This window comes from Cupriavidus pauculus, assembly GCF_022179805.1.
Classification (GTDB): Bacteria; Pseudomonadota; Gammaproteobacteria; order Burkholderiales; family Burkholderiaceae; genus Cupriavidus; species Cupriavidus pauculus_E.
On the sequence record NZ_BPUO01000013.1, the window covers coordinates 53368 to 75206 of the forward strand.

The following is a 21839-nucleotide window of genomic DNA, read 5'->3' on the forward strand; positions in this document are numbered from 1 at the left end:
ATTCTGATTCCCTCTCCCGCGGGGCGGGAGAGGGGAGAAAGACAGTCGGTGGAGTTCTAGTCTTCCTCGTCCGCCGGCAGGTCCGGCGACGGTGTCTCGTCCGGCTTGCCACCGATGACGTACTTCTCGGACGCCCAGGCGCCAAGATCGATCTGCTTGCAGCGGTGGGAACAGAACGGGCGGAACTTGTTTTCCGGCACCCAGGAAACATCCTTGCCGCAGGTGGGGCACTTGACGACAGCTGGCATTGCGAACTTCAGAAATTGCAGAGTTTGAGCAGGAACGGGATGTCCGCGTCGACCGAGCGCGGACGCATATCGCCGTCCTGCTGGGTAAAGCGCACCCAGAGCATGTACTTGTTGGCGCTCATCTCGGGGATGAAGGCCAGCAGCGATTCGTCCAGGTACACCTGCATGAGCTGGTAGCTGCGGCCGGACAGCATCTGCTGGTAGCTGCCGCCCGTGGCGATCACCTTGCCGCTCTGGCCGGATTCGCGCAGCAGGCGCAGCACGATGGTGGCGCCCATGCGCAGCGAAGCCAGCGGCCGGGCCCACTTGAGAATGTCGGCACGGCGGTCGTCGGCGGGGCGGTGTTGCCAGGCGTAGTACGCAGGCAGGTCGAATTCGCAGGTACCGCCAGGAATGATCGCGCGGCTGCGGATGCTGGTGAGCCACTCGTTGTCGGTCAGCAACTGGCCGGCCTTGCCAACGGTCTGGCTCAGGGCCGCAATGCCTTGCTCGATTTCGCCGATCACGCTGACCAGCGCATCCTGGTCGATCTGCGGATTGGCACGCAGCGGTGCCAGGGCCTGGCGCTGGCGCTCCAGTTCCTTGATCAGGTCGGTCTTGAGGTCGGCACGGCCAGCCACGTCGATGATCTCGAAGATCGTGGTGATGGCAACGTGGTGCTGCAGCGGATGTTCCTGCCCGAGGAAATAATCCAGCCGATCGAACAGGTCCTCCAGGCGCAGGAGTGTCCTGATGCGTTCGTTGAAAGGATATTCGTACAGGATCAAGTCGGTATCCGTGCTACGCGCCGTATGGCGGTTCGTTTCAGTCGAGGGCGCCGGGCGGGCCCACTGCCGGTTCCCGCGTGTGCGTTGGTGGTCCGGCCAGGGCACTGGGCCACCAACCGTCATGCAACGCACCTTTTCCGGCATGTTTCAGCGCATTCTATGCGAGTCGAGGCCCGAGGACAAATCGAATGTTCCCGGGGATAGCCCGTACTGGGCGCGACACGTCGCCCGCGGTGCCTGCCGCGTGGCATGCGCTTCCGATCTAAACGCCCGCTTGCTTTGCCGACAGCGTTCGATACAGCGCATCGAGCCGCTCCACCTGCGGCGCAAGTGCGTCGGGCGGTCCATCGTTGTCAATGACGTCGTCGGCCACGGCCAGCCGTGCCGCACGCGTGGCCTGCTTCTGCATGATGGCCTGGACCTGGTCCCGCGTGAACCCGTTGCGGGCCATGACGCGCGCCACCTGTGTGTCTTCCTGGCAATCGACCACGAGCACACGGCCCACGCGTGCGCGCCACGTGCCCGATTCCACAAGCAGCGGCACCACGTAGATCAGGTACGGATGTTGCCCGGCAGCCCGGACGGCGGCGGCGCGCGCCTCGGTCAGCTGGCGGATCAATGGATGCGTGATGCCTTCGAGCCGGGCCTTGGCGTCAGGGTCGGAAAACACCAGCGCGCGCATGCCGTCGCGGTCCATCGCGCCATCGGGCCTCAGGCAGCGCGGGCCGAAGGCTTCCAGTAACGGTGCGATGGCGGACCCGCCGGGCGCGGTGATTTCGTGGGCGAGCAGGTCGGTATCGATCAGCGCGGCACCGCGGGCGGCAAACATGTCCGCGACGCGGGTCTTGCCGGAGCCGATGCCGCCGGTCAGGCCGATTTCCAGCATGAGCAGATGTCGTTGGTCGTTGGCGATGCCGCCAACGATACCAGTTTTACGGTCAGTGGCCGGGCGTCAGGCCCAGCGGCAGCACGTCCGGCCCGAAGAACAGCACGATCAGGCCAGCGCCGGCGATATACGGGCCAAACGGGAACGTGGTCTCGCTGCCCTTGCGCTGGATCAGCAGCATCGCGCCGCCGATGACGGCGCCCACGATCGACGACATCAGGATCAGTGCCGGCAGCGCCTGCCATCCGAACCATGCGCCCAGCGCGCCCATGAGCTTGAAGTCGCCGTAGCCCATGCCTTCGCGGCCGCGCACGAGCTTGAAGATCCAGTAGACCATCCACAGCACCAGATAGCCCGCCGCCGCGCCGATCACGGCCTCCGCCAGCGGTGCAAAGTAGCCCTGCAGGTTCAGCAGCAGGCCCAGCCACAGCAATGGCAGCGTGATCTGGTCAGGCAGGAGCTGGGTGTCGGCATCGATCATGAACAGCGCCACCAGCGACCAGATCAGGGCAATGGCGGCCAGTGCCTGGACGGTTGGCCCGAAATGCCACATCGCCAGCGCGGTCAGCACGCCGGTCACGGCCTCCACGAGCGGATAGCGCGCGCTGATAGGGGCCTTGCAGGACGAGCACTTGCCCCGCAGGAACAGGTAGCTGACGATCGGCACGTTCTCCCACGCCGCGATCTGGTGCCCGCAGTGTGGGCATGCCGAACGCGGCACCATCAGGTTGTACCGGTCGGGGTGCGGCAGCGGTTCGCCACGCACTTCAGCGATGTAGTTGGCCTCGTCGTAGTCCATCATCTTCGGCAGGCGATGGATCACGACATTGAGGAAACTGCCCACCAGCAGGCCGACCAGGCCTGCCACGACGATCAGGAAAGGCGCCGGAAGCGCCGCCAGCGAATCCAGCGTGACGGCGCCCACCGGTCCAAAAACGGCTTGCATGCGAAAGACCACCCGTTGTTAAACCACCTGGCCAAGCTTGAAGATCGGCAGGTACATTGCCACCACCATGCCCCCGATCAACACGCCCAGGATCACGATGATCAGCGGCTCGATCAGGCTGGAAATGGCTGCCACGGCATCGTCCACCTCGCGCTCGTAGAACTCCGCCACCTTCAGCAGCATGTTGTCCAGCGCACCGGATTCCTCGCCGATCTGCGTCATCTGCAGCACCATGTTGTCGAACAGGTGCGTGGCCTGCATGGCGTTGGTCAGGCTGGTACCGATACGCACGGCTTGTTCGATCTCACGCGTGGCATCGTAGTACAGCCAGTTGCCGGCGGCGCCCGCCACCGACTCCATCGATTCCACCAGCGGCGTACCCGCGGCGAACATCGTGGCCAGGGTACGCGTCCAGCGTGCCACCACGGCCTTGCGGAACAGGCTGCCGAAGATCGGCATCTTCAGCAGCGCCTTGTCGTGCCAGCGCTGCACCTTTTCCGAAGTCTTGCGCGCCCGGAAGTAGGCAATGATGGAGAAGACCGGGGTGCCGACGATCAGGTACCAGTACTGGACAAAGAAGTCGGACAGGCCGATCACTACCTGGGTCGGCGCGGGCAGGGCGGCGCCAAAGCTCGAGAACACGCCCTTGAAGGCCGGGATCACGAACAGCATCAGCACCACGGTCACCGCGAAGGCCACGGTCAGCACGGCGATCGGGTAGATCATCGCGGACTTGATCTGGCTCTTCAGCGCGATGCTCTTTTCCATGTACAGCGACAGCCGCTCGAGCAGTGCATCGAGAATACCGCCCTGTTCACCGGCATCGATCAGGTTGCAGTACAGCGTGTCGAAGTACTTCGGTTGGCGCCGGAACGCCTGGGCCATGCTGCTGCCGGACTCGATATCGAAGCGGATGTCGTTGAGCAGCTGCGTGAAATTCGGATTGGAGTGGCCGCGCGCGATGATGTCGATCGATTGCAGCAGCGGAATGCCCGCCTTGAGCATCGTCGAAAGCTGGCGCGTGAAGTAGGCGATGTCCTTCTCGGTGATCTTCTTGCCGCGCGCCGCCTTGCGCTTCTTCATCTTGACGACGGTCAGCCCTTGCTTGCGCAGGGTGGCGGTCACTTCCGACTGGCTCTCGGCCCGCTGCTCGCCCTTGAAGGTCTTGCCCTTGCGGTCCTTGGCTTCCCACTCGAAGATGTACTGCGTGGGCGCCTTCCGCCCTGTCCTGGCCCGCGACGGCGCTGCCGTCCGGGCGCCCGCCGCTGGTGCGCGCGTCGCCATGATATGACCCCCGAATTATTTATTTGATACTGATATTGCTATTGTTTTTCCGGCGCCTGCAACCCGATGCGGGCACCCTTTTGCGCAGCCTGTCTCAACGGTGCACTGTCCCCGGCCGCGCGCCTGGTCAGTCCCACTTCAATACGTTCGATACGGCTAGCTGTTCGTGGTCGCCAGCACTTCCTCAAGCGACGTGACGCCCTGTTTTACCTTCTTCAGGCCAGCTTCGCGCAACGATAGCACGCCTTCTTTACGGGCCTGTTCGGCGATCTGCAGCGCCGTGCCATGCGACAGGATGATCTGCTGCATGGCCTCGGAAATCGGCATGACCTGGTAGATGCCACACCGGCCCTTGTAGCCGCTGCCGTTGCAACGCTCGCAGCCAACCGGGTGGTACGGCTTCCAGCTGCCGTCGATATCGTCCTGCGTGAAACCGGCGTCCAGCAGCACCTGCGGCGCCAGGTCGCCCTCGCGCTTGCAGGTGCAGAGCCGGCGCGCCAGGCGCTGCGCCGTGATCATCAGCACCGACGACGCGATGTTGAACGGCGCCACGCCCATGTTCATCAGGCGCGTCAGCGTGGTGGGCGCATCGTTGGTGTGCAGCGTGGACAGCACCAGGTGGCCGGTCTGCGCGGCCTTGATCGAGATGTCGGCCGTTTCCAGGTCACGGATTTCGCCGACCATGATGATGTCCGGATCCTGCCGCAGGAACGACTTCAGGGCCGCCGCGAAGGTCAGCCCCGCCTTGTCGTTGACGTTGACCTGGTTGATGCCCGGCAACTGGATTTCCGCCGGATCCTCGGCCGTGGAAATATTGATGTCGCCCTGGTTCAGCATGTTCAGGAACGTATAGAGCGACACGGTCTTGCCGCTGCCGGTGGGGCCGGTGACCAGCACCATCCCGTACGGCCGCTTGATGACGTCGAGCAGCAGTTCCTTCTGCTGCGGCTCGTAGCCGAGCTGATCGATATCGAGCTTGTCGGTGGACGAATCCAGAATCCGCATCACGATCTTCTCGCCAAACAGCGTCGGCAGCGTCGAGACACGGAAGTCGATGGCCTTCTCGGTGGTTTCCTTGCTGTCCTTGTCCTTGGGGATAGAGATCAGCAGCTTCATCCGGCCGTCCTGCGGCACGCGCTTTTCCGAGATGTCCAGCCGCGACAGCACCTTGATGCGGGTGGCGATCTTGTCGCGGATGTCCAGCGGCGGGCGGGCGACTTCCTCCAGTACGCCGTCCACGCGGAAGCGGATGCGATAGAAGAACTCGAACGGTTCGAAGTGAAGGTCCGACGCGCCGCGGTTGAAGGCTTCGTTGAGCAACTTCTGCAGGAAGCGCACCACGGGGGCGTCGTCGATCTCGTTGCCCGGACCCTTGCGCGCGGCTGCCGCGGCCGCCGGGTCGTATTCGATCATCTTTTGCGCGGTGGGCGTGACCGGCGATATGTTCTTGAGCGTGCCAAGCGCTTCGCTGGCCGAGCGCACATGCTTCATGAGCTTGTCGTGCTCGACCACGACGGTTTCCACCGGCAGGTTCATCTTCTGCCGGATGGCCTCGATGCCCGCCTGATTGGCCGGGTCGGACATCGCCACGATCAACCGGTTCTCGCGGCGCCCGAGCGGCAGCAGCCGGTGCGCATGGAATTCGCGGTTGCCGGCCAGCGCCGGCGGCACACGCGCAAGGTTGTACTGGGCGAGGTCGAGCAGCGGCAACTGGTACTTGTCGGCAGCAAAGATGGCCACGTCGTGCGCGGACATCGTGCCGCTGCCGATGATCTCGTCAATCAGCTGCGTTTTCTTTTCCCGTGCCGATTGCTCCAGTTGGGCGAGCAATGCCGGTGCGATCCGCCGGCTCTGGGCAAGCGCTAGACCTAGTGTCATGGCGAAATACGATGCAAGGTGCGCAGGCTGCCGAAGGCTGGTCGGAAAACGGCGGGCGGCGCGGTTGACAGCGGCGGGACGGCACAGGGCGGAGATCCCGGATCGGGGCAGTTTGCCGCCGGGGTCACTTTTTGTAAAGCTGGCCCGCGCGCGCGTTGGCGTTTGCGCGACACGGCTGCAACCCTACTTGCGCGGGGCACGGAATCGGAGGCGGGAAGGGAGGGCGCGCGAAGCGGCGGGGGAAAACAAAAAGGCCGCACATTGCTGTGCGGCCTTTCCGTCGATACTTGTGATGTCCGGCGTTGCCGTGCATCGAAATCTGGTCGGGGTGAGAGGATTCGAACCTCCGGCCTCTACGTCCCGAACGTAGCGCTCTACCAGGCTAAGCTACACCCCGATTTCTGTTGCTGCTCGTTGCTACTGGCAGTGCGTCGTCAGCAGCAAAGAACAAAATTCTAGCGACGTTTGCGCGGGTTGGCAAGCGCCATCTAAAGAAAATGTATGCGGGACCGTCAGCTCTGTCGCTGCAGCGAGAACGCGCACAGTTCGATCAGTGTGTTCTTGAGCGGCGAATCCGGAAGCAGCATGGCGGCGCGCTCGGCGGCTTCGGCCTCTTTTTGCGCGGCGGCGAAGGTTACCTCCAGGGCGCCGCTGGCATGGATGGCCGAGAACACGGCATCGAAGTGCTCGGTGCCGCCCTGGACGATGGCGTCGCGGGCAAGTTCGCGCTGTTCGCTCGTGCCGTGCTCCAGCAGGTGCAGCAGCGGCAGCGTGGGTTTGCCTTCGCGCAAATCATCGCCGGCATTCTTGCCCATCTGCTCGGCGCTGGCCGTGTAGTCGAGCATGTCGTCGATCAGCTGGAAGGCGGTGCCGATGCGGCGGCCGTATTCGGCGGCAGCTTCTTCCATGGTGGCATCGGCGCCGGCCAGCACCGCGCCGAGTTGCGCCGACGCCTCGAACAGCTTGGCCGTCTTGTAGCGGATCACCTGCAGGTAGCGTTCCACGGTGACGTCGGGGTCGTGCATGTTCAGCAACTGCAGCACTTCGCCCTCGGCGATCACATTGGTGGCGTTGGAGAGAATCTCCATGATGCGCATGCTGCCGGCATCCACCATCATCTGGAAGGCGCGCGAATAGAGGAAGTCGCCCACGAGCACGCTGGCGGCGTTGCCGAACACGGCATTGGCCGTCTGGCGGCCGCGGCGCAGCTCGGATTCGTCCACCACGTCGTCGTGCAGCAGGGTGGCGGTGTGGATGAACTCCACCACGGCGGCCAGTTCATGATGGCGATGGCCTTCGTAACCGAACGCGCGCGCCGACAACAGCAGGATTACCGGGCGCAGGCGTTTGCCGCCGGCGCTGATGATGTATTCGCCAATCTGTTCGACCAGCGGGACTTCGGACGACAGGCGTCGGCGGATGACTGCGTCAACGGCGCGCATGTCGGCAGCGACCGGGGCAAGCAAGGCAGTGGCGGAAGACTGGGACAAGATGAGATCACCGTTTCGGGAGGGTAGGAGGAACCCATTGCTGGATCCCTCCCCCCTAAGAACCGTACGTGCGAGTTTTCCCCGCATACGGCTCAAGCCTCTACAAAATGTATGAGTTACTCAAACACCGGCTTCACTGCGACTCTGCCGTAGTGATGAACCTGGACATGGCAGTCGGGATGTACCAGTACACGATTGCTTAGAGCGTCGGACCCGCCTACTACTCTGGGTTCGATGTGGTGGTCATGCCACCCGGTCTCTTTGCTTATCGCGCTGTGACACACCGCGCACAAGCCTCGCTGGGACATGAACAGCTTTGCCCACTGCTTCCGGTACGCCATGCTTTCTGCCATGCGTTCCTGCCGCAGCGTTTCGCCATACATTTCCTGCGCTGGGTCGAAAGGGTTGTAGTCCCCCCGCACCTTCTTGTGCCTCCGGATAGGCGTACTCGGGATCGAATACAGTCCTTTCCAGTAGCGTTCGCCAGCCTTGTTCACTTCCGTGGAACCGAACACCCAATTCCGATCATCGATTGATGCGAAGTATTTCTTTCGCACCCATTCAACTTTCTTTCTTCGATGCCGCCGTTTTGCCCACCTCCATAGCGCCCTAAATATCAGGTGCTCCATTCGGGTGAACGTCGCCTTCGCAACCACTGGGCTGTGATACTGCGCCCAGCCCCTGAGCATCGGGTTAAGCGTTTGGACTAGGTCCGCCTGCTTTCGTCCGCTGTGAGCACTGATGACCTCCTTGACCTTGCAATAAAACGTTTGTGCATTCTTCTTGCTCGGTTTGATGAGCAGGGTTCCCGAGTACTTCCGGAAATTCCACCCAAGGAAGTCAAAGCCTTCGGCGATGTTGACGATTCGCGTTTTCTCCGTGGACAGCGAAAGCCCCCTTGTTGCTAGGAACTGTTCCACCCACGGCTTCACTTCGTTTTCTAGGACTTCCGGCGTGTTGCCGGTGATCACGAAGTCATCCGCATACCGTACGACATTCACTTTCAGCTTCTTCGTGTTGGCTACTCCCAGCTTTGCCCGTAGGGACTCGGCCAGTTGTTGTTCCAACCCATTCAGTGCCACGTTAGCCAAGGTCGGGGAAATGATGCCCCCCTGTGGCGTTCCAGCGTTGGTCGCCTGAAACTGGCCCTGAAATACCACGCCAGCTTTCAGCCACTTCCACAGGATTGCTTTGTCCATCGGGACATTGCGCTCCAGCCAGTCGTGGCTGATATGGTCGAAACACCCTTTGATATCCGCTTCTAGGATCCATTGGGCCGAAGCCTTTCTGGACAAATTGACGAATAGCTGGGACATGGCATCCGCCGTGGATCGATTGATCCGGAACCCATAGGAGTTTGGATCGCTCGTCCCTTCGGACACTGGTTCCAGCGCCAGCAGATACAACGCCTGCATGACTCTGTCCAACATGGTCGGGATGCCCAGAGGGCGCTCCTTTCCGTTGGCCTTGGGGATGTAGACCCGCCTTAACGGCAGCGGGCGGTACCCCCGGTGCTTCAACCGCCCGATGGCTTCCCATCGGGCTTCGGGCGATTTCCACTTTTCGCGGTCGACTCCTGCCGTCCGCGCACCCTGGTTCATCGCCACTCGCCTTACCGCCGATGCTTTGGCGGAAAACGAGCGGGTCAGGGATCGTTGCAGGGCTTTCACCCGGCGCCAATCTCTGTCCTGTGTTGCCTTCGCAATTCGAATCTGCATTGCTCGAACATTCCGTTCGACGCGGCGCCAATTGATGTCGCCCCATCGTTGCGGGATGCCAGAGGGCGCAGATTCATCCTCTCGGATCAATACTTCCATGCTGCTCTCCTATCTTGAGGACTTCCCCAAACAGCAGAGACAACATGCCCCTTTGGGGGGGCATGTCACCCCCCAAAGGGAAGAAAATTAAACAAGCGAGTTCAGTCAGCCGTCTTGCGACGAAAGACCAGTTGGAAGTCTGCCCGCTTTCGCGTGAGATGATGTTTCAACCCCTATCCAGACAATTACAGCCTGGCGTTCGCTTTTTCCAACCTCCCATACCCGCACAGCCAACAGCGTCCCTTACGGTTCGCTTGCCTGAGTCAACTACACTCCGGCAGCTATACGGGCTTACCACGTTCCCTGCGCATTACACGACTGGGTTAGAGTCTGCCTCTCCGCCGGTGGTCATACTAGCGACGTGTCCCGAGTTTTGAGCGGGGCATCCGACCACGTACCTTTTGGTTAGTGCCTATCAGCAGCTTTGGCACCGCAATCCTTACGACGTTTATCAGCAGTTCACTTTCGTTACCCATACCAGCCAGCCCGCACCTCGACCCCTTTGCTGCTGGGAGCCTCTACATCCCCACCTCACGGCGTGGACGCACCCTTACGGGGGGCAGCGTTGTCAGGAGAGCTTCACACCCCACCGTTACCAGTGACGCATGTCTCCTTAGGCTACTGCTAGTCGCATAGCAGGTTCTCTATCGAGGCACCCTCTCGGGTGTACTCGACCGAACCATAACGCGCAGAGCTATCCGCTCCGGGAACCTCACTTCATTACTTCAGTGCCTCCATACTGGCAGGCGCTTGACGGCAGACGGACTCCTGCGAGCCCGTGATCTGCGTCCCAAAGAACGTAGCGCCGACCCAATTGGGTCGGTTCAAATGCTATGTAGCAGTGATGCAGCAAAATTTCGCCGCACACCGACCCGCACCTACCGAAGTAGGGCGCCTACAGAGAATCTGCCCAAAGGCAAGACTCCCCGCCTCTGGGCAATGGCTGGACATCCATCCAGCAATAGCAAGCTGCAAGTCAGCCGATCCGCTGGCCTTCCCGTAACACGAAGACGCGCTCCAGCCTGATGGCTGGTGCTTGTCGCAGTAAGAAATGGTCGAGATTAGACGGTTCAGGACGAAGCCTTCCCCTTGTCTCAACAAAGGTCGATGCTCAATTGAGCCTGCTCGCTCATAGGCGAGCTAACGGACACGAAGTACGTGTCGCACCAAAACCGGTGGATTATATGCGATGCGGGTGGGGCCATGGCCCTCGGCCGGTCGCGGTGGAAGGGATTGTCAGGTCGACGGGTGTCGCGTATCCGCTGCACGGTCGCCGCATGTCCAATTCGGATGGTGCGTACCTATAATGTCGCCATGGACAAGCCTCATGCATCCCAACGGCGCGTCCGCCGCACCGCCTGGTGGGTGGCCTTTGCTGCCCTGGCCGGGTTCCTGCTGGCCGACCTGACCTGAGCCGTTCGCGCACACCCCAAGTGCGCTGCCCGCCGCGAGACACCGCCGGCAGGCTATCTCTTTGTTTTCTTTGCGCTTTTCCGTAAACCGGTTTATACTTGCCGGTTCCTTCGGTCGTGCTTCACGCGCGCACCGTCTGCGGCGCATGAAACGGCGCCGGCTCTGGGTCTCTCAGAGCAGCATTCATCGTTTCAATCAATACATCGAGAGGTTCGACAATGTACGCGGTCGTAAAAACCGGCGGCAAGCAATACAAGGTTGCTGCTGGCGAAAAACTTAAAGTAGAACAGATACCGGCTGACATTGGCGCAGAAATCACGCTGGACCAGGTGCTCGCAGTGGGCGCCGGCGACCAAATCAAATTTGGTACGCCGCTGGTTAGCGGGGCTTCCGTCAAGGCTACCGTTATCGCCCAAGGTCGTCACGACAAGGTGAAGATCTTCAAGATGCGCCGTCGCAAGCACTACCAGAAGCGTCAGGGCCATCGTCAGAATTACACCGAACTGCGCATCGAAGCCATCGTTGCCTGAGCATTGCTCGGACACAGGCTTTCAACGCAATAGGTCAACAGGAGTAAGACATGGCACAGAAAAAGGGCGGCGGTTCCACGCGGAACGGCCGTGATTCGGAATCGAAGCGTCTGGGTGTGAAGGTGTACGGTGGTCAGGCCATCAACGCCGGCGGCATCATCGTTCGTCAACGCGGCACGCGCGTGCACGCTGGCGACAACGTGGGTATCGGCAAGGACCACACGCTGTTCGCACTGGTGGACGGTCACGTGCAGTTCGCCGTCAAGGGCGCTGCCAAGAAGCAGCAAGTCAGCGTCGTTCCGGCGGCCTGATAACAGCCTTTGCAGCATAAAGGCCCCGCATACGCATGCGGGGCTTTTTTCATTTGAAAACGCTACCAAAACGATACTGGCATCGTTGTGCGGCCTTGCCGTACCATTCGTATTGTCGCCGGCCCGCATGCCTGTACAGAACTGGCGTGCCTCGTTCTGGTAGCGTTTTCGGTCAGCCCCAGGCTGCCGAAATCACCACGGAAAACCAACATGAAGTTCATTGACGAAGCCCGTATCGAGGCGATCGCCGGCAACGGTGGCAACGGAAGCGCTTCGATGCGGCGCGAGAAATTTGTGCCCTTCGGCGGCCCCGATGGCGGTGACGGCGGACGCGGCGGCAGCGTGTTCGCGCAGGCCGACCGCAATATCAATACGTTGATCGACTTCCGCTACGCCAAGAAGCACGTGGCGAAGAACGGCGAGAACGGCCGTGGCGCCGACTGCTACGGCGCCGGCGGTGAAGACATCACGTTGCGCATGCCGGTGGGCACACTGATTGCCGACATGGATACCGGCGAAATCATCGCCGACCTGACCGAGCACGGCCAGGTCGTATGCCTGGCTGAAGGCGGCATGGGCGGCTGGGGCAATCTCCATTTCAAGTCCAGTACCAACCGCGCGCCGCGCCAGCAGGTCGACGGCAAGCCGGGCGAGCGCCGCATGATCAAGCTCGAACTCAAGGTGCTGGCCGATGTGGGGCTGCTGGGCATGCCCAACGCGGGCAAGTCGACGTTTATCTCCCACGTGTCGAACGCACGCCCCAAGGTGGCGGACTATCCGTTCACCACGCTGCACCCCAACCTGGGCGTGGTCCGCGTGGACCATGAGCAGTCGTTCGTGGTGGCCGATATCCCGGGCCTGATCGAGGGCGCCGCCGAAGGTGCTGGCCTGGGTCACCAGTTCCTGCGCCACCTGCAGCGTACCGGGCTGCTGCTGCATATCGTCGACATCGCACCGTTCGACGAGAACGTCGATCCGGTTGCCGAGGCCAAGGCCATCGTCAACGAACTGAAGAAGTACGACGAAACGCTGTACAACAAGCCGCGCTGGCTGGTGCTGAACAAGCTGGACATGGTGCCGGACGAAGAACGCGCCGCCCGCGTGAAGGACTTCGTCAAGCGCTACAAGTGGAAGGGACCGGTGTTCCATATCTCGGCCCTGTCTGGCGAGGGTTGCCGCGAACTGATCTACGCGATCAAGGATCACCTGGCTGCGCTCAAGGCCGAAGAGGCCGCCGCGCTGGCCGAGCCCGATATCCGCCTGGACGACCGCCTCCATAACGTCGACCGCGGTACTTCGGAAGCATAAGCAGGGCCCATAGCAATCACCACGGCTCGGAGACAGGGAAATCGTCATGCAATCGGTCATCGCCCAGGCAAAGCGTATCGTCGTCAAAGTAGGTTCGAGCCTGGTTACCAACGACGGCAAGGGGCTGGATCACGACGCCATCGCGCGCTGGGCGGCGCAGATCGCCAAGCTGCGTGGCGCTGGCAAGGAAGTGGTGCTGGTCAGCTCCGGCGCCATTGCCGAAGGCATGCAGCGCCTGGGCTGGGCGCGCCGTCCGAAGGAAATCCACGAATTGCAGGCGGCGGCGGCCGTGGGCCAGATGGGTCTGGCGCAAGTCTACGAAAGCCAGTTTGGCCGCTATGGCATCCGCACCGCGCAGGTGCTGCTGACCCACGCCGACCTGGCTGACCGCGAGCGCTACCTCAATGCGCGCTCGACCTTGCTGACGCTACTGTCGCTGGGCGTGGTGCCGATCATCAATGAGAACGACACGGTGGTCACCGATGAAATCAAGTTCGGTGATAACGATACGCTGGGCGCGCTGGTCACGAACCTGATCGAAGGCGATGCCCTGGTGATCCTGACCGACCAGCGTGGCCTGTACACGGCAGACCCGCGCAAGGACCCTGCCGCCGAATTCGTGCACGACGCGCTGGCGGGTACGCCGGAGCTGGAAGCCATGGCGGGTGGCGCGGGCTCGTCGATCGGGCGCGGCGGCATGCTGACGAAGATCCTGGCGGCCAAGCGCGCGGCCAAGTCGGGCGCCCATACGACGATCGCGTCGGGCCGCGAGCAGGATGTGCTGGGCCGGCTGGCGGCCGGCGAGGCGATCGGCACGCAGTTGCTGGCGCCCACGGGCCGGCTGACCGCCCGCAAGCAATGGATGGCCGACCACCTGCAACTGCGCGGCCGCGTGGTGATCGACGCCGGCGCCGTGGAAAAGCTGACGGGGGGCGGCAAGTCGCTGCTGCCGATCGGCGTGACGGAAGTGCAGGGCGAGTTTGCGCGCGGGGAAGTGATTGCCTGCGTCGACAACGCCGGCCACGAGGTGGCGCGCGGCATCACCAACTATTCCAGCGCCGAAGCCAGGTTGATCGCGCGCAAGCCGTCATCGGAAATCGAATCGGTGCTGGGCCATCTGAACGAGCCCGAACTGATTCACCGCGACAACCTCGTACTGATCTGAAGTCGCGTCAGAAACCAGAACGAACAACGAACAATAGAAAACGGCGAGTACCCAATGGGACTCGCCGTTTTTTCATGCCTGCCCGCGCCGTGCGATTTAGCGGCTGGGCGAGTAGGCCTTCAGGTCGCGGATGATCTGCTCGGGCTTGCCGGCCACCGTGCGGCCTTCGCAGAAGTAATCGGTCGCCAGCGTGGCGGCGTACGAATTACGGGCACGGGTTTGCATGCGGATCCACAGGTCGCGCTCCTCGCCCATGTTCGGCACCCATGCCGGGGCGCCCTTGGGCAGCGTGGCGTAGATGCGGCGCTCGAACGCGTCGCAGCGCATGCCTTCGTAGCTGACGTTGCGGCCGCCGCCCGAACTGGTGATGACGACCGTATAGCGCACCACGCGGTCGGTGCCCACCGAGATCGACTTGGGATCGACGGCGAACCGGAAGTCCGTCGACGAATCGTTGACCGAGAACGGGATCAGGTCCGCGTCGTTCGGCAGTGCCGGCAGTTCGGCCTGGACTTCCTGGAACGGGCGGTCCTCGAACGGGTTGAGGAAGCCGCTGTCGGTTGCCTTCTGTTCTTCCTCGGACATACCCTTGCCGGTGGTCTTGCAGCCGGCAAGCGCCAGGCAGGCAGCCGCCAGCAACAGGCCGGAGCGAAGGCCCCGGCCGCTGAAACTAGTCATCCATGACTCCGTTTGTTGGTCACCGGAAGCTCCGGTGAAAGAGAGGGCTCCGGCGCGATGGCTGCCGTATCGACAGAATCTGCCGTGGCCGCCTCCTGGATGGCAGCCGGCTGCCGTGGCGGCCGCATGCCGTCGCCATGCCGGCCGTGTCCCGCGTGATGGTGCCCATATGGGCTCAACGGCACGCGCGCACGGTTCAGGAACCGCGACAGCTCGGTGAGCGCAAGCTGGTAGACATCGCGCTTGAATTCGATCACCGCGTCCAGCGGCACCCAGTAGTCGCTCCAGCGCCAGGCGTCGAATTCCGGATGATCGCTCGCGCGCAGGTGGATGTCGCAGTCGCGACACACCATGCGCAGCAGGAACCAGATCTGTTTCTGGCCCTTGTAGTGGCCGCGGATCTCGCGGCGAATGAACTTGTCCGGCACCTCATAACGCAGCCAGTCGCGCGTGCGACCGACAATCCTGACGTGTTCCGGAAGCAGGCCGACTTCTTCTTGCAGCTCACGGAACATGGCCTGTTCGGGCGTTTCGCCGTACTTGATGCCACCTTGCGGAAACTGCCAGGAGTGTTCGCCGATTCGCTTGCCCCAGAAAACCTCGTTACGTGCGTTGATGAGGATGATGCCGACGTTCGGGCGAAAGCCTTCACGATCGAGCATGACTGCACCTCGAATCCTTTAGAATTACGTCGATTATAAGGGATGCGCGCGTATAGGCCCGACCCCGGGAATGCTGGTTTTCCCGAGCAGATGGGCAGTTTGCGCCGCGTCCCCCACTGAACCGGAAGCCCATGACTGCCGTCCGGCAGCGCGGCCGGCGCGACCCGCCACGACCAGTCTTACGAGAAACCTACGGATGAAAGCCTCGCAATTCTTCATTTCCACCCTCAAGGAAGCCCCCGCCGACGCGGAAATCGTGTCGCACAAACTCATGATGCGGGCCGGCATGATCAAGAAGCTGGGCGCCGGCATCTACAGCTACATGCCGGTGGGCCTGCGCGTGATCCGCAAGGTCGAGAACATCGTTCGCGAGGAAATGAACCGCGCGGGCGCCGTGGAACTGCTGATGCCGGTGGTTCAGCCGGCCGAGCTGTGGCAGGAAACGGGCCGCTGGGACAAGATGGGCCCCGAACTGCTGCGCCTGAAGGACCGCCACGAGCGCGACTTCGCCATGCAGCCGACGTCCGAAGAGGTGGTGACCGACATCGCCCGGGGCGAAATCCGCAGCTACAAGCAGCTGCCGGTGAACTTCTACCAGATCCAGACCAAGTTCCGCGACGAGCGCCGCCCCCGCTTCGGCATCATGCGTGGCCGCGAATTCACGATGAAGGACGCGTATTCGTTCGACCGTGACATGGACGGCCTGCGGGCGTCGTACCAGAGCATGTACGACGCCTATACGCGCATTTTCCAGCGCTTCGGCCTGGAATTCCGCGCCGTGGCGGCCGACAACGGCGCCATCGGCGGTTCCGGCTCGCACGAATTCCACGTGATCGCCGAAACCGGCGAGGACGCCATCGTCTACTGCCCCACGTCGGACTACGCCGCCAACATGGAGGCCGCCGAAGCCCTGCCGCTGACCGCGAAGCGCGCCGCCCCGGCCGAGGCCCTGCAAAAGACCTCGACGCCCGGCAAGGCCAAGTGCGAGCACGTGGCCGAATTGCTGGGCATGCCGCTGGCGCGCACGGTCAAGTCGATCGTGCTGGCCACCGACGGCGACGCCGGCACGCAGATCTGGCTGCTGCTGATCCGTGGCGACCACGAACTTAACGAGGTCAAGGCGTCGAAGGTGCCGGGCCTGACCGATTTCCGCTTTGCCACCGAAACCGAGATCGTCGACACGTTCGGCTGCCCCCCGGGCTACCTGGGCCCGATCGGCACGAAGAAGCCGGTCAAGGTCGTGGCTGACCGCACCGTCGCCAACATGAGCGATTTCTGCTGCGGCGCCAACGAGCGCGACTTCCACTACACCGGCGTGAACTGGGGCCGCGACCTGCCCGAGCCGGACGTGGCGGACCTGCGCAACGTGGTGGCTGGCGACGCTTCGCCGGACGGCAAGGGCACGCTGGAACTCTGCCGTGGCATCGAAGTGGGCCACGTGTTCATGCTGGGCACCCGTTATTCGGAATCGATGAACGCGGTGTTCCTGGACGAAAACGGCAAAAACCAGCCGATGCAGATGGGCTGCTATGGCATTGGCGTCACGCGGATCCTGGGCGCGGCCATCGAGCAGAACTACGACGAGCGCGGCATCATCTGGCCGGCGGCGATTGCCCCGTTCGCGGTGGTGGTGTGCCCGGTCGGCTATGACCGCAACGAAGCCGTGAAGGCCGAGGCCGACCGCATCCATGCCGAGCTGCTGGCCGCTGGCGTGGACGTGATCCTGGACGACCGGGGCGAGCGTCCGGGCGTGATGTTTGCCGACTGGGAACTGATCGGCGTGCCGCACCGCGTGGTGGTGGGCGACCGTGGCCTCAAGGAAGGCAAGGTCGAGTACCAGGGCCGCCGCGACGCGCAGGCTACGCCGGTTGCCGTGGCCGACGTGGTGGCGCATGTGCGCAGCCAGCTGGCCAGCTAAGCCACTGCCGACCGTCATGCGCGCCGCAGGCTTGCCCACTCCCCGCATTCCCCGCCGCTGGCTTGCCGCCATGGCCAGCGGGCTGCTGTGTGCCTTGCTGGCCACGGCGGCGCATGCCGGCGCGCAGAAGGAAGAGGCGTTGGCCGATTCCGTGCGCGGCGCGCTGGCCGCGGCGATTGCCGACAACCGGCCGGTTCGCCCCACCTTTGTCTCGGGCGGCGAGAAGCTGGGCTACCTGAAATGGCTCGGCGAGATGTCGCGCCGGCTCGAAGCGAAGATGCCCGATCCGCAGACGCGCGTCGAGCTGATCGAAACGGTGTACTACGAGGCCAAGCGCGCCGGGCTGGAGCCGTCGCTGGTGCTGGGTCTGGTGCAGGTGGAAAGCGGCTTCCGCAAATACGCGATCAGTTCGGCCGATGCGCGCGGGCTGATGCAGGTGATGCCGTTCTGGGTACGCTCAATTGGCGATGGCGACACGCGCAAGCTGTTCCATCTGCAAAGCAACCTGCGCTACGGCTGCACGATCCTGCGCCACTATCTCGATCGCGAGAATGGCGACCTGTTCCTGGCGCTGGGCCGCTATAACGGCAGCCGGGGGCGCCCGGAGTATCCGAACGCCGTGCTGGGCGCCTGGAAGCGCTGGCAGTATTCCGAGGCCACCGTGACCATCGCGGGCGACCCCGATGGCACGGCACCGGCCGCCACGGCGCCGGCACGCCGCACGCTGCCGCCTGAATCGCCGGCGCGTAACCCGTTTTCGCCCCAGCGACTGGCCAATCCGTCATGACACGTGAGACGCGCGCAGGGTATCGCGCTTCCTCGCCCGAGCTCGAACTATGGCTGGCGCGCCATATCGAGCAGGGTTTCGATGCCGAATCGCTGGTGTTGTCGATGCTGCGGTCGGGCTACGACGCCACGTTCGCGCGCGACACCGTCAATGCCGCGCTGGGCCACCGGCCGCCGCCCAGGCAGGCCCCGGCGCCCGCGCCGGCCGTGAAGGCCGCGACGCCGCGCGCGGAAGCCCGGCCAGCCGAGCCGGCTACGGTGGCCTCCGGCAGCAACGTCTTCCGCCACGAAGGGCGGGAAGTGCCAATCCTGTTCGCCCTGGAGGCACCACGCATCCTGCTGTTGCAGAACCTGCTCGACGGCACCGAATGCGACGCGCTGATTTCGCTGGCGCGCGACCGCCTGCAGCGCAGCCCGGTCGTGAATCCTGACACCGGTGACGAAAACCTGATCGACGCGCGCACCAGCATGGGGGCGATGTTCCAGGTGGGCGAGCACGCGCTGATTCAGCGCATCGAGGCGCGCATCGCCGCCATCTCGGGTTTGCCGGTCGAGCACGGCGAGGGCCTGCAGATCCTCAACTACAAGCCCGGCGGCGAATACCAGCCGCATTTCGACTTCTTCAACCCGCAGCGCCCCGGCGAAGCGCGCCAGCTCCGCGTGGGCGGGCAGCGCGTGGCCACGCTGGTGATCTACCTGAACAGCCCGCCGGCTGGCGGCGCCACGGCGTTTCCAAAGCTCGGCCTGGAAGTGGCCCCGGTCAAGGGCAACGCGGTGTTCTTCGGCTACCAGCAGCCGGACGGCAAGCTCGACGAGCGCACGCTGCACGCCGGCCTGCCGGTGGAGTCGGGCGAGAAGTGGATCGCCACCAAGTGGCTGCGCGAACACCCGTACCGCAGCAAAGCCTGACCGTCTGACAATCCGGTGCCGTACCGGCAGCTTTTGTGCCGACTGTACCGGTACTGTTCTGGTGAGTGTCCTTAGACTGAGCGCCTGTCCGTATTACTGGAGCGCCGTCATGGCTCTGACCCTTCCTTTCGAACTGGCCGCCAGCACTGGCGCGCTCCTGGCCTACAGCGCTTTCGTGCTGGTCTCGTCGATCACGCCCGGCCCCAACAACACGATGCTGCTCGCCTCGGGCGTCAACTTCGGGCTGCGGCGTACTGTGCCGCATCTGCTCGGCATCTGCATCGGCATGGTGGTCATGATGGTGATCGTGGGGCTGGGCCTGGGATCGGTCTTCACGGCGCTACCGTGGACGTGGGACGTGCTGCGCGTCTGCGCCACCGTATATCTGGTGTGGCTGGCCTGGAAGCTGGCCACGGCCGGTGGGCTACAAGATCGCGAGGTCACGCGGCCCATGACGTTCCTGCGGGCGGCGGCGTTCCAGTGGGTCAATCCGAAGGCATGGGTGATGGCCGTGGGCGCTTGCAGCGCCTACGTGCTGCATCCCAATTTGTGGGCCAATGCCGCACTGATGGCGGTGCTGTGCGGGGTGGTCAATCTGCCGAGCATCACCACGTGGGCGGTGTTCGGGGCGGCGTTGCGCCGCTGGCTGGCAAATCCGCGCGTGCTGCGCGTATTCAATGTGACGATGGCGCTGCTGCTGCTCGCCTCGTTGTGGCCGATCCTCGGCGCCCACCCGCACGGGGCGTAGCGCCGGGACGGCAGCGCGCTGGTCAGACCAGCGCGCGGATGGTGCCCAGGTTGCGCCAGTAGCCCTTCGCATCCATGCCGCAGCCAAAGACGTAGCGATCGGGCACGTTGAAACCGCAGAAGTCCGGGTGCATCGGCTTGATCTTGGTCAGCGTCTTTTCGCACAGCACGGCGGCGTGGAATTCCTTCGCGCCCATGTCCATGATGCGCTGGCGGATGGCCGCCATGGTCTCGCCTTCATCCAGGATGTCGTCGAGCACCAGCACCACGCGGTCCTTGACCGATTCGCGCGGCGCCACGCGCCACTGCATCTCGCCGCCAACGGTCTTGTTGTTGTAGCGCGACAGGTGGATGTAGTCGAATTCCAGCGGGAATTGCAGCTTGGGCAGCAGCATGCCCGTGAACACCACGGCGCCGCCCATCACGGACAGCACCAGCGGAAACGCATCGCCCATCTTGTCGGTAATCTCGCGGGCCATGCGGTCCAGCGAGTCCTGCACCTCCTCGGCGCTGACGATTTCCTCGGAGCTGGCCCAGAGTTCGCGGGCCTGTTCGGCGGTCATCATGATCTGTGTCCTGTTACTTGTCTTTTGCGGGAATCAGTCTGGCGGAGGCCGGCGGGTCAGCGGTTGAACAGACCCTTCATGCCGCCCTTCATGCCACCCATCTGGCGCATCATCTTCATCATGCCGCCGCCCTTGAGCTTCTTCATCATGCCTTGCATCTGGTCGAACTGGTTCAGCAGGCGGTTCACCTCCTGAACCGGCACGCCGGCGCCCGCCGCGATACGGCGCTTGCGGCTGGCCTTGATCAGCTCCGGCTTGGCGCGCTCGGCGGCCGTCATGCTGTTGATGATGCCTTCCATGCGGCGCACCTGCTTTTCGGCCTGATCCATGTTGGCGCCCTGCGCCTGCTGCGCGAACTGCGCCGGCAGCTTGTCCACCAGGCTGCCCAGGCCGCCCATCTTCTTCATCTGGCCGATCTGGGCCTTGAAGTCTTCCAGGTCGAAGCCGCCGGTCTTCTTGATCTTCTTGGCCAGTTTTTCGGCCGCGTCCATGTCCACGCCGCGCTGGGCTTCCTCCACCAGCGCGAGGATGTCGCCCATGCCCAGGATCCGCTGGGCCATGCGGTCGGCGTAGAACGGTTCCAGGCCGTCCAGCTTCTCGCCGACACCGACGAACTTGATCGGACGGCCCGTGATGTGGCGTACGGACAACGCGGCACCGCCGCGTGCATCACCGTCGAGCTTGGTCAGCACCACGCCGGTCAGCGGCAGGGCGTCGTTGAACGCCTTGGCGGTGTTCACGGCGTCCTGGCCCAGCATGGCGTCCACCACGAACAGCGTTTCGGCGGGCTTGAGCTCGGTGTGCAGCGTGGCGATTTCCTGCATCATCGCCTCGTCGATACCCAGCCGGCCGGCCGTGTCGACGATCAGCACGTCGTGATAGTGCTTGCGCGCCCAGTCCAGCGCCGCGCGGGCGATGTCCACCGGCTTCTGGTCGGGCTGCGACGGGAAGAAGTCGGCGCCCACCTGTTCGGACACGGTCTTGAGCTGGGCGATAGCGGCGGGACGGTACACGTCGCACGATACCGTCAGTACCTTCTTCTTGCGGTTTTCCTTGAGCCACTTGGCCAGCTTGCCCGAGGTGGTGGTCTTGCCTGCACCCTGCAGGCCGGCCATCAGGATCACGGCGGGCGGCTGGACGTTCAGGTTCAGTTCGTTGACCTTGGTGTCGGCCAGCGCTTCGTCGCCGCCGATGACGGCGGTCAGTTCGCGCTGCACCACGCCCACCAGGGCCTGGCCCGGGGTCAGGCTCGTGACCACGTCCTCGCCAAGCGCCTTTTCCTTGACGCGGGCGATGAAGTCGCGCACGACCGGCAGGGCCACGTCGGCTTCGAGCATGGCAAGGCGCACTTCGCGCAGCATCTCGGCAGTGTTGGCCTCGGTCAGTCGGGCCTCGCCGCGCATGGTCTTGACGACCCGCGCCAGGCGTTGTGTGAGGTTATCCAGCATGGCAGGAAAGGGGAGGAAGTTCGGCGTGAATGCGGGGCGCAGCCGGCTTTGCAGAAGGGCTGTGGCGGGAATCCATCGCCAG

The 21839-nt window shown here is 63.5% G+C and carries 20 protein-coding genes and 1 tRNA gene; 8 read left to right on the forward strand and 13 right to left on the reverse strand.

Translation table 11 applies throughout. The features are described from left to right. Positions 1 to 56 precede the first annotated feature (56 nt). From MFF62_RS23375 to ltrA, 9 genes are all read right to left on the reverse strand, one after another. Positions 57 to 248: a DNA gyrase inhibitor YacG gene (locus tag MFF62_RS23375; protein ID WP_238265498.1), complete on the reverse strand. Its 192-nt coding sequence runs from the start codon at positions 246 to 248 to the stop codon at positions 57 to 59. An 8-nt stretch (positions 249 to 256) separates the two neighbouring features. Continuing rightward, positions 257 to 1015: a cell division protein ZapD gene (gene zapD, locus MFF62_RS23380; protein WP_238265499.1), complete on the reverse strand. Its 759-nt coding sequence runs from the start codon at positions 1013 to 1015 to the stop codon at positions 257 to 259. Between the two features lie 262 nt (positions 1016 to 1277). Next, a complete protein-coding gene (gene coaE, locus MFF62_RS23385) occupies positions 1278 to 1901 on the reverse strand; it encodes a dephospho-CoA kinase (protein ID WP_238265500.1) in 624 nt (207 codons plus the stop codon). A 52-nt stretch (positions 1902 to 1953) separates the two neighbouring features. Then, entirely contained in the window at positions 1954 to 2847 is an 894-nt protein-coding gene (locus MFF62_RS23390) for a prepilin peptidase (RefSeq protein ID WP_238265501.1), read from the reverse strand. Between the two features lie 18 nt (positions 2848 to 2865). After that, entirely contained in the window at positions 2866 to 4131 is a 1266-nt protein-coding gene (locus MFF62_RS23395) for a type II secretion system F family protein (protein WP_238265502.1), read from the reverse strand. 156 nt (positions 4132 to 4287) lie between these two features. Continuing rightward, positions 4288 to 6009, reverse strand: a complete 1722-nt coding sequence (pilB, locus tag MFF62_RS23400; protein WP_238265503.1) for a type IV-A pilus assembly ATPase PilB — start codon at positions 6007 to 6009, stop codon at positions 4288 to 4290. Between the two features lie 320 nt (positions 6010 to 6329). After that, positions 6330 to 6406, reverse strand: a tRNA-Pro gene (locus tag MFF62_RS23405). A 115-nt stretch (positions 6407 to 6521) separates the two neighbouring features. Next, on the reverse strand, positions 6522 to 7451 hold the full coding sequence (ispB, locus tag MFF62_RS23410) for an octaprenyl diphosphate synthase (protein ID WP_238265586.1): 930 nt from the start codon (positions 7449 to 7451) through the stop codon (positions 6522 to 6524). A 164-nt stretch (positions 7452 to 7615) separates the two neighbouring features. Continuing rightward, complete coding sequence (gene ltrA, locus MFF62_RS23415; RefSeq protein WP_238265504.1) at positions 7616 to 9316, reverse strand: group II intron reverse transcriptase/maturase; 1701 nt, start codon at positions 9314 to 9316, stop codon at positions 7616 to 7618. Between the two features lie 1631 nt (positions 9317 to 10947). Between ltrA and rplU the strand changes: the two genes are divergently transcribed. From rplU to proB, 4 genes are all read left to right on the forward strand, one after another. Further along, positions 10948 to 11259, forward strand: coding sequence for a 50S ribosomal protein L21 (gene rplU / locus MFF62_RS23420; RefSeq protein ID WP_008647259.1), 312 nt, complete (start codon positions 10948 to 10950; stop codon positions 11257 to 11259). Between the two features lie 50 nt (positions 11260 to 11309). Continuing rightward, entirely contained in the window at positions 11310 to 11570 is a 261-nt protein-coding gene (gene rpmA / locus MFF62_RS23425; protein WP_061955320.1) for a 50S ribosomal protein L27, read from the forward strand. 210 nt (positions 11571 to 11780) lie between these two features. After that, a complete protein-coding gene (gene cgtA / locus MFF62_RS23430) occupies positions 11781 to 12878 on the forward strand; it encodes an Obg family GTPase CgtA (protein ID WP_238265505.1) in 1098 nt (365 codons plus the stop codon). Positions 12879 to 12924: 46 nt separating this feature from the next. Beyond that, complete coding sequence (gene proB / locus MFF62_RS23435; RefSeq protein WP_238265506.1) at positions 12925 to 14043, forward strand: glutamate 5-kinase; 1119 nt, start codon at positions 12925 to 12927, stop codon at positions 14041 to 14043. Positions 14044 to 14139: 96 nt separating this feature from the next. On the opposite strand, the gene MFF62_RS23440 is transcribed toward proB, so the two are convergent. Both MFF62_RS23440 and MFF62_RS23445 read right to left on the reverse strand, forming a co-directional pair. Beyond that, entirely contained in the window at positions 14140 to 14721 is a 582-nt protein-coding gene (locus MFF62_RS23440; protein WP_238265507.1) for a CNP1-like family protein, read from the reverse strand. Then, entirely contained in the window at positions 14718 to 15383 is a 666-nt protein-coding gene (locus MFF62_RS23445) for an RNA pyrophosphohydrolase (protein WP_238265508.1), read from the reverse strand. Before MFF62_RS23445 ends, MFF62_RS23440 begins: the two co-directional genes overlap by 4 nt. A gap of 196 nt (positions 15384 to 15579) precedes the next feature. Here MFF62_RS23445 and MFF62_RS23450 point away from each other — a divergent pair, with 196 nt between their 5' ends. From MFF62_RS23450 to MFF62_RS23465, 4 genes are all read left to right on the forward strand, one after another. Next, positions 15580 to 17301 (forward strand): proline--tRNA ligase, encoded by a 1722-nt coding sequence (locus MFF62_RS23450; RefSeq protein WP_238265509.1) that lies wholly within the window; start codon positions 15580 to 15582, stop codon positions 17299 to 17301. Positions 17302 to 17317: 16 nt separating this feature from the next. After that, positions 17318 to 18088 (forward strand): lytic transglycosylase domain-containing protein, encoded by a 771-nt coding sequence (locus tag MFF62_RS23455; protein ID WP_238265510.1) that lies wholly within the window; start codon positions 17318 to 17320, stop codon positions 18086 to 18088. Next, positions 18085 to 18996, forward strand: coding sequence for a 2OG-Fe(II) oxygenase (locus tag MFF62_RS23460; protein WP_238265511.1), 912 nt, complete (start codon positions 18085 to 18087; stop codon positions 18994 to 18996). Before MFF62_RS23455 ends, MFF62_RS23460 begins: the two co-directional genes overlap by 4 nt. Positions 18997 to 19105: 109 nt before the next feature. Further along, positions 19106 to 19744, forward strand: coding sequence for a LysE family translocator (locus MFF62_RS23465; protein ID WP_238265512.1), 639 nt, complete (start codon positions 19106 to 19108; stop codon positions 19742 to 19744). A 22-nt stretch (positions 19745 to 19766) separates the two neighbouring features. On the opposite strand, the gene MFF62_RS23470 is transcribed toward MFF62_RS23465, so the two are convergent. Beyond that, on the reverse strand, positions 19767 to 20309 hold the full coding sequence (locus MFF62_RS23470) for a hypoxanthine-guanine phosphoribosyltransferase (RefSeq protein WP_238265513.1): 543 nt from the start codon (positions 20307 to 20309) through the stop codon (positions 19767 to 19769). Between the two features lie 56 nt (positions 20310 to 20365). Then, positions 20366 to 21757 carry a signal recognition particle protein gene (ffh, locus tag MFF62_RS23475; RefSeq protein ID WP_238265514.1) on the reverse strand — a complete coding sequence of 464 codons (1392 nt, stop codon included), beginning with the start codon at positions 21755 to 21757 and terminating at the stop codon, positions 20366 to 20368. Positions 21758 to 21839 lie beyond the last annotated feature (82 nt).

What these genes read in the sequence shown, in the direction of transcription:
- MFF62_RS23375 (WP_238265498.1), bottom strand. Translation starts at nt 248, where the DNA reads ATGCCAGCTGTCGTCAAGTGCCCCACCTGCGGCAAGGATGTTTCCTGG.
- coaE (WP_238265500.1), bottom strand. Translation starts at nt 1,901, where the DNA reads ATGCTGGAAATCGGCCTGACCGGCGGCATCGGCTCCGGCAAGACCCGC.
- MFF62_RS23390 (WP_238265501.1), bottom strand. Translation starts at nt 2,847, where the DNA reads ATGCAAGCCGTTTTTGGACCGGTGGGCGCCGTCACGCTGGATTCGCTG.
- MFF62_RS23395 (WP_238265502.1), bottom strand. Translation starts at nt 4,131, where the DNA reads ATGGCGACGCGCGCACCAGCGGCGGGCGCCCGGACGGCAGCGCCGTCG.
- pilB (WP_238265503.1), bottom strand. Translation starts at nt 6,009, where the DNA reads ATGACACTAGGTCTAGCGCTTGCCCAGAGCCGGCGGATCGCACCGGCA.
- ispB (WP_238265586.1), bottom strand. Translation starts at nt 7,451, where the DNA reads ATGCGCGCCGTTGACGCAGTCATCCGCCGACGCCTGTCGTCCGAAGTC.
- ltrA (WP_238265504.1), bottom strand. Translation starts at nt 9,316, where the DNA reads ATGGAAGTATTGATCCGAGAGGATGAATCTGCGCCCTCTGGCATCCCG.
- rplU (WP_008647259.1), top strand. Translation starts at nt 10,948, where the DNA reads ATGTACGCGGTCGTAAAAACCGGCGGCAAGCAATACAAGGTTGCTGCT.
- rpmA (WP_061955320.1), top strand. Translation starts at nt 11,310, where the DNA reads ATGGCACAGAAAAAGGGCGGCGGTTCCACGCGGAACGGCCGTGATTCG.
- cgtA (WP_238265505.1), top strand. Translation starts at nt 11,781, where the DNA reads ATGAAGTTCATTGACGAAGCCCGTATCGAGGCGATCGCCGGCAACGGT.
- proB (WP_238265506.1), top strand. Translation starts at nt 12,925, where the DNA reads ATGCAATCGGTCATCGCCCAGGCAAAGCGTATCGTCGTCAAAGTAGGT.
- MFF62_RS23440 (WP_238265507.1), bottom strand. Translation starts at nt 14,721, where the DNA reads ATGACTAGTTTCAGCGGCCGGGGCCTTCGCTCCGGCCTGTTGCTGGCG.
- MFF62_RS23445 (WP_238265508.1), bottom strand. Translation starts at nt 15,383, where the DNA reads ATGCTCGATCGTGAAGGCTTTCGCCCGAACGTCGGCATCATCCTCATC.
- MFF62_RS23450 (WP_238265509.1), top strand. Translation starts at nt 15,580, where the DNA reads ATGAAAGCCTCGCAATTCTTCATTTCCACCCTCAAGGAAGCCCCCGCC.
- MFF62_RS23455 (WP_238265510.1), top strand. Translation starts at nt 17,318, where the DNA reads ATGCGCGCCGCAGGCTTGCCCACTCCCCGCATTCCCCGCCGCTGGCTT.
- MFF62_RS23460 (WP_238265511.1), top strand. Translation starts at nt 18,085, where the DNA reads ATGACACGTGAGACGCGCGCAGGGTATCGCGCTTCCTCGCCCGAGCTC.
- MFF62_RS23465 (WP_238265512.1), top strand. Translation starts at nt 19,106, where the DNA reads ATGGCTCTGACCCTTCCTTTCGAACTGGCCGCCAGCACTGGCGCGCTC.
- MFF62_RS23470 (WP_238265513.1), bottom strand. Translation starts at nt 20,309, where the DNA reads ATGATGACCGCCGAACAGGCCCGCGAACTCTGGGCCAGCTCCGAGGAA.
- ffh (WP_238265514.1), bottom strand. Translation starts at nt 21,757, where the DNA reads ATGCTGGATAACCTCACACAACGCCTGGCGCGGGTCGTCAAGACCATG.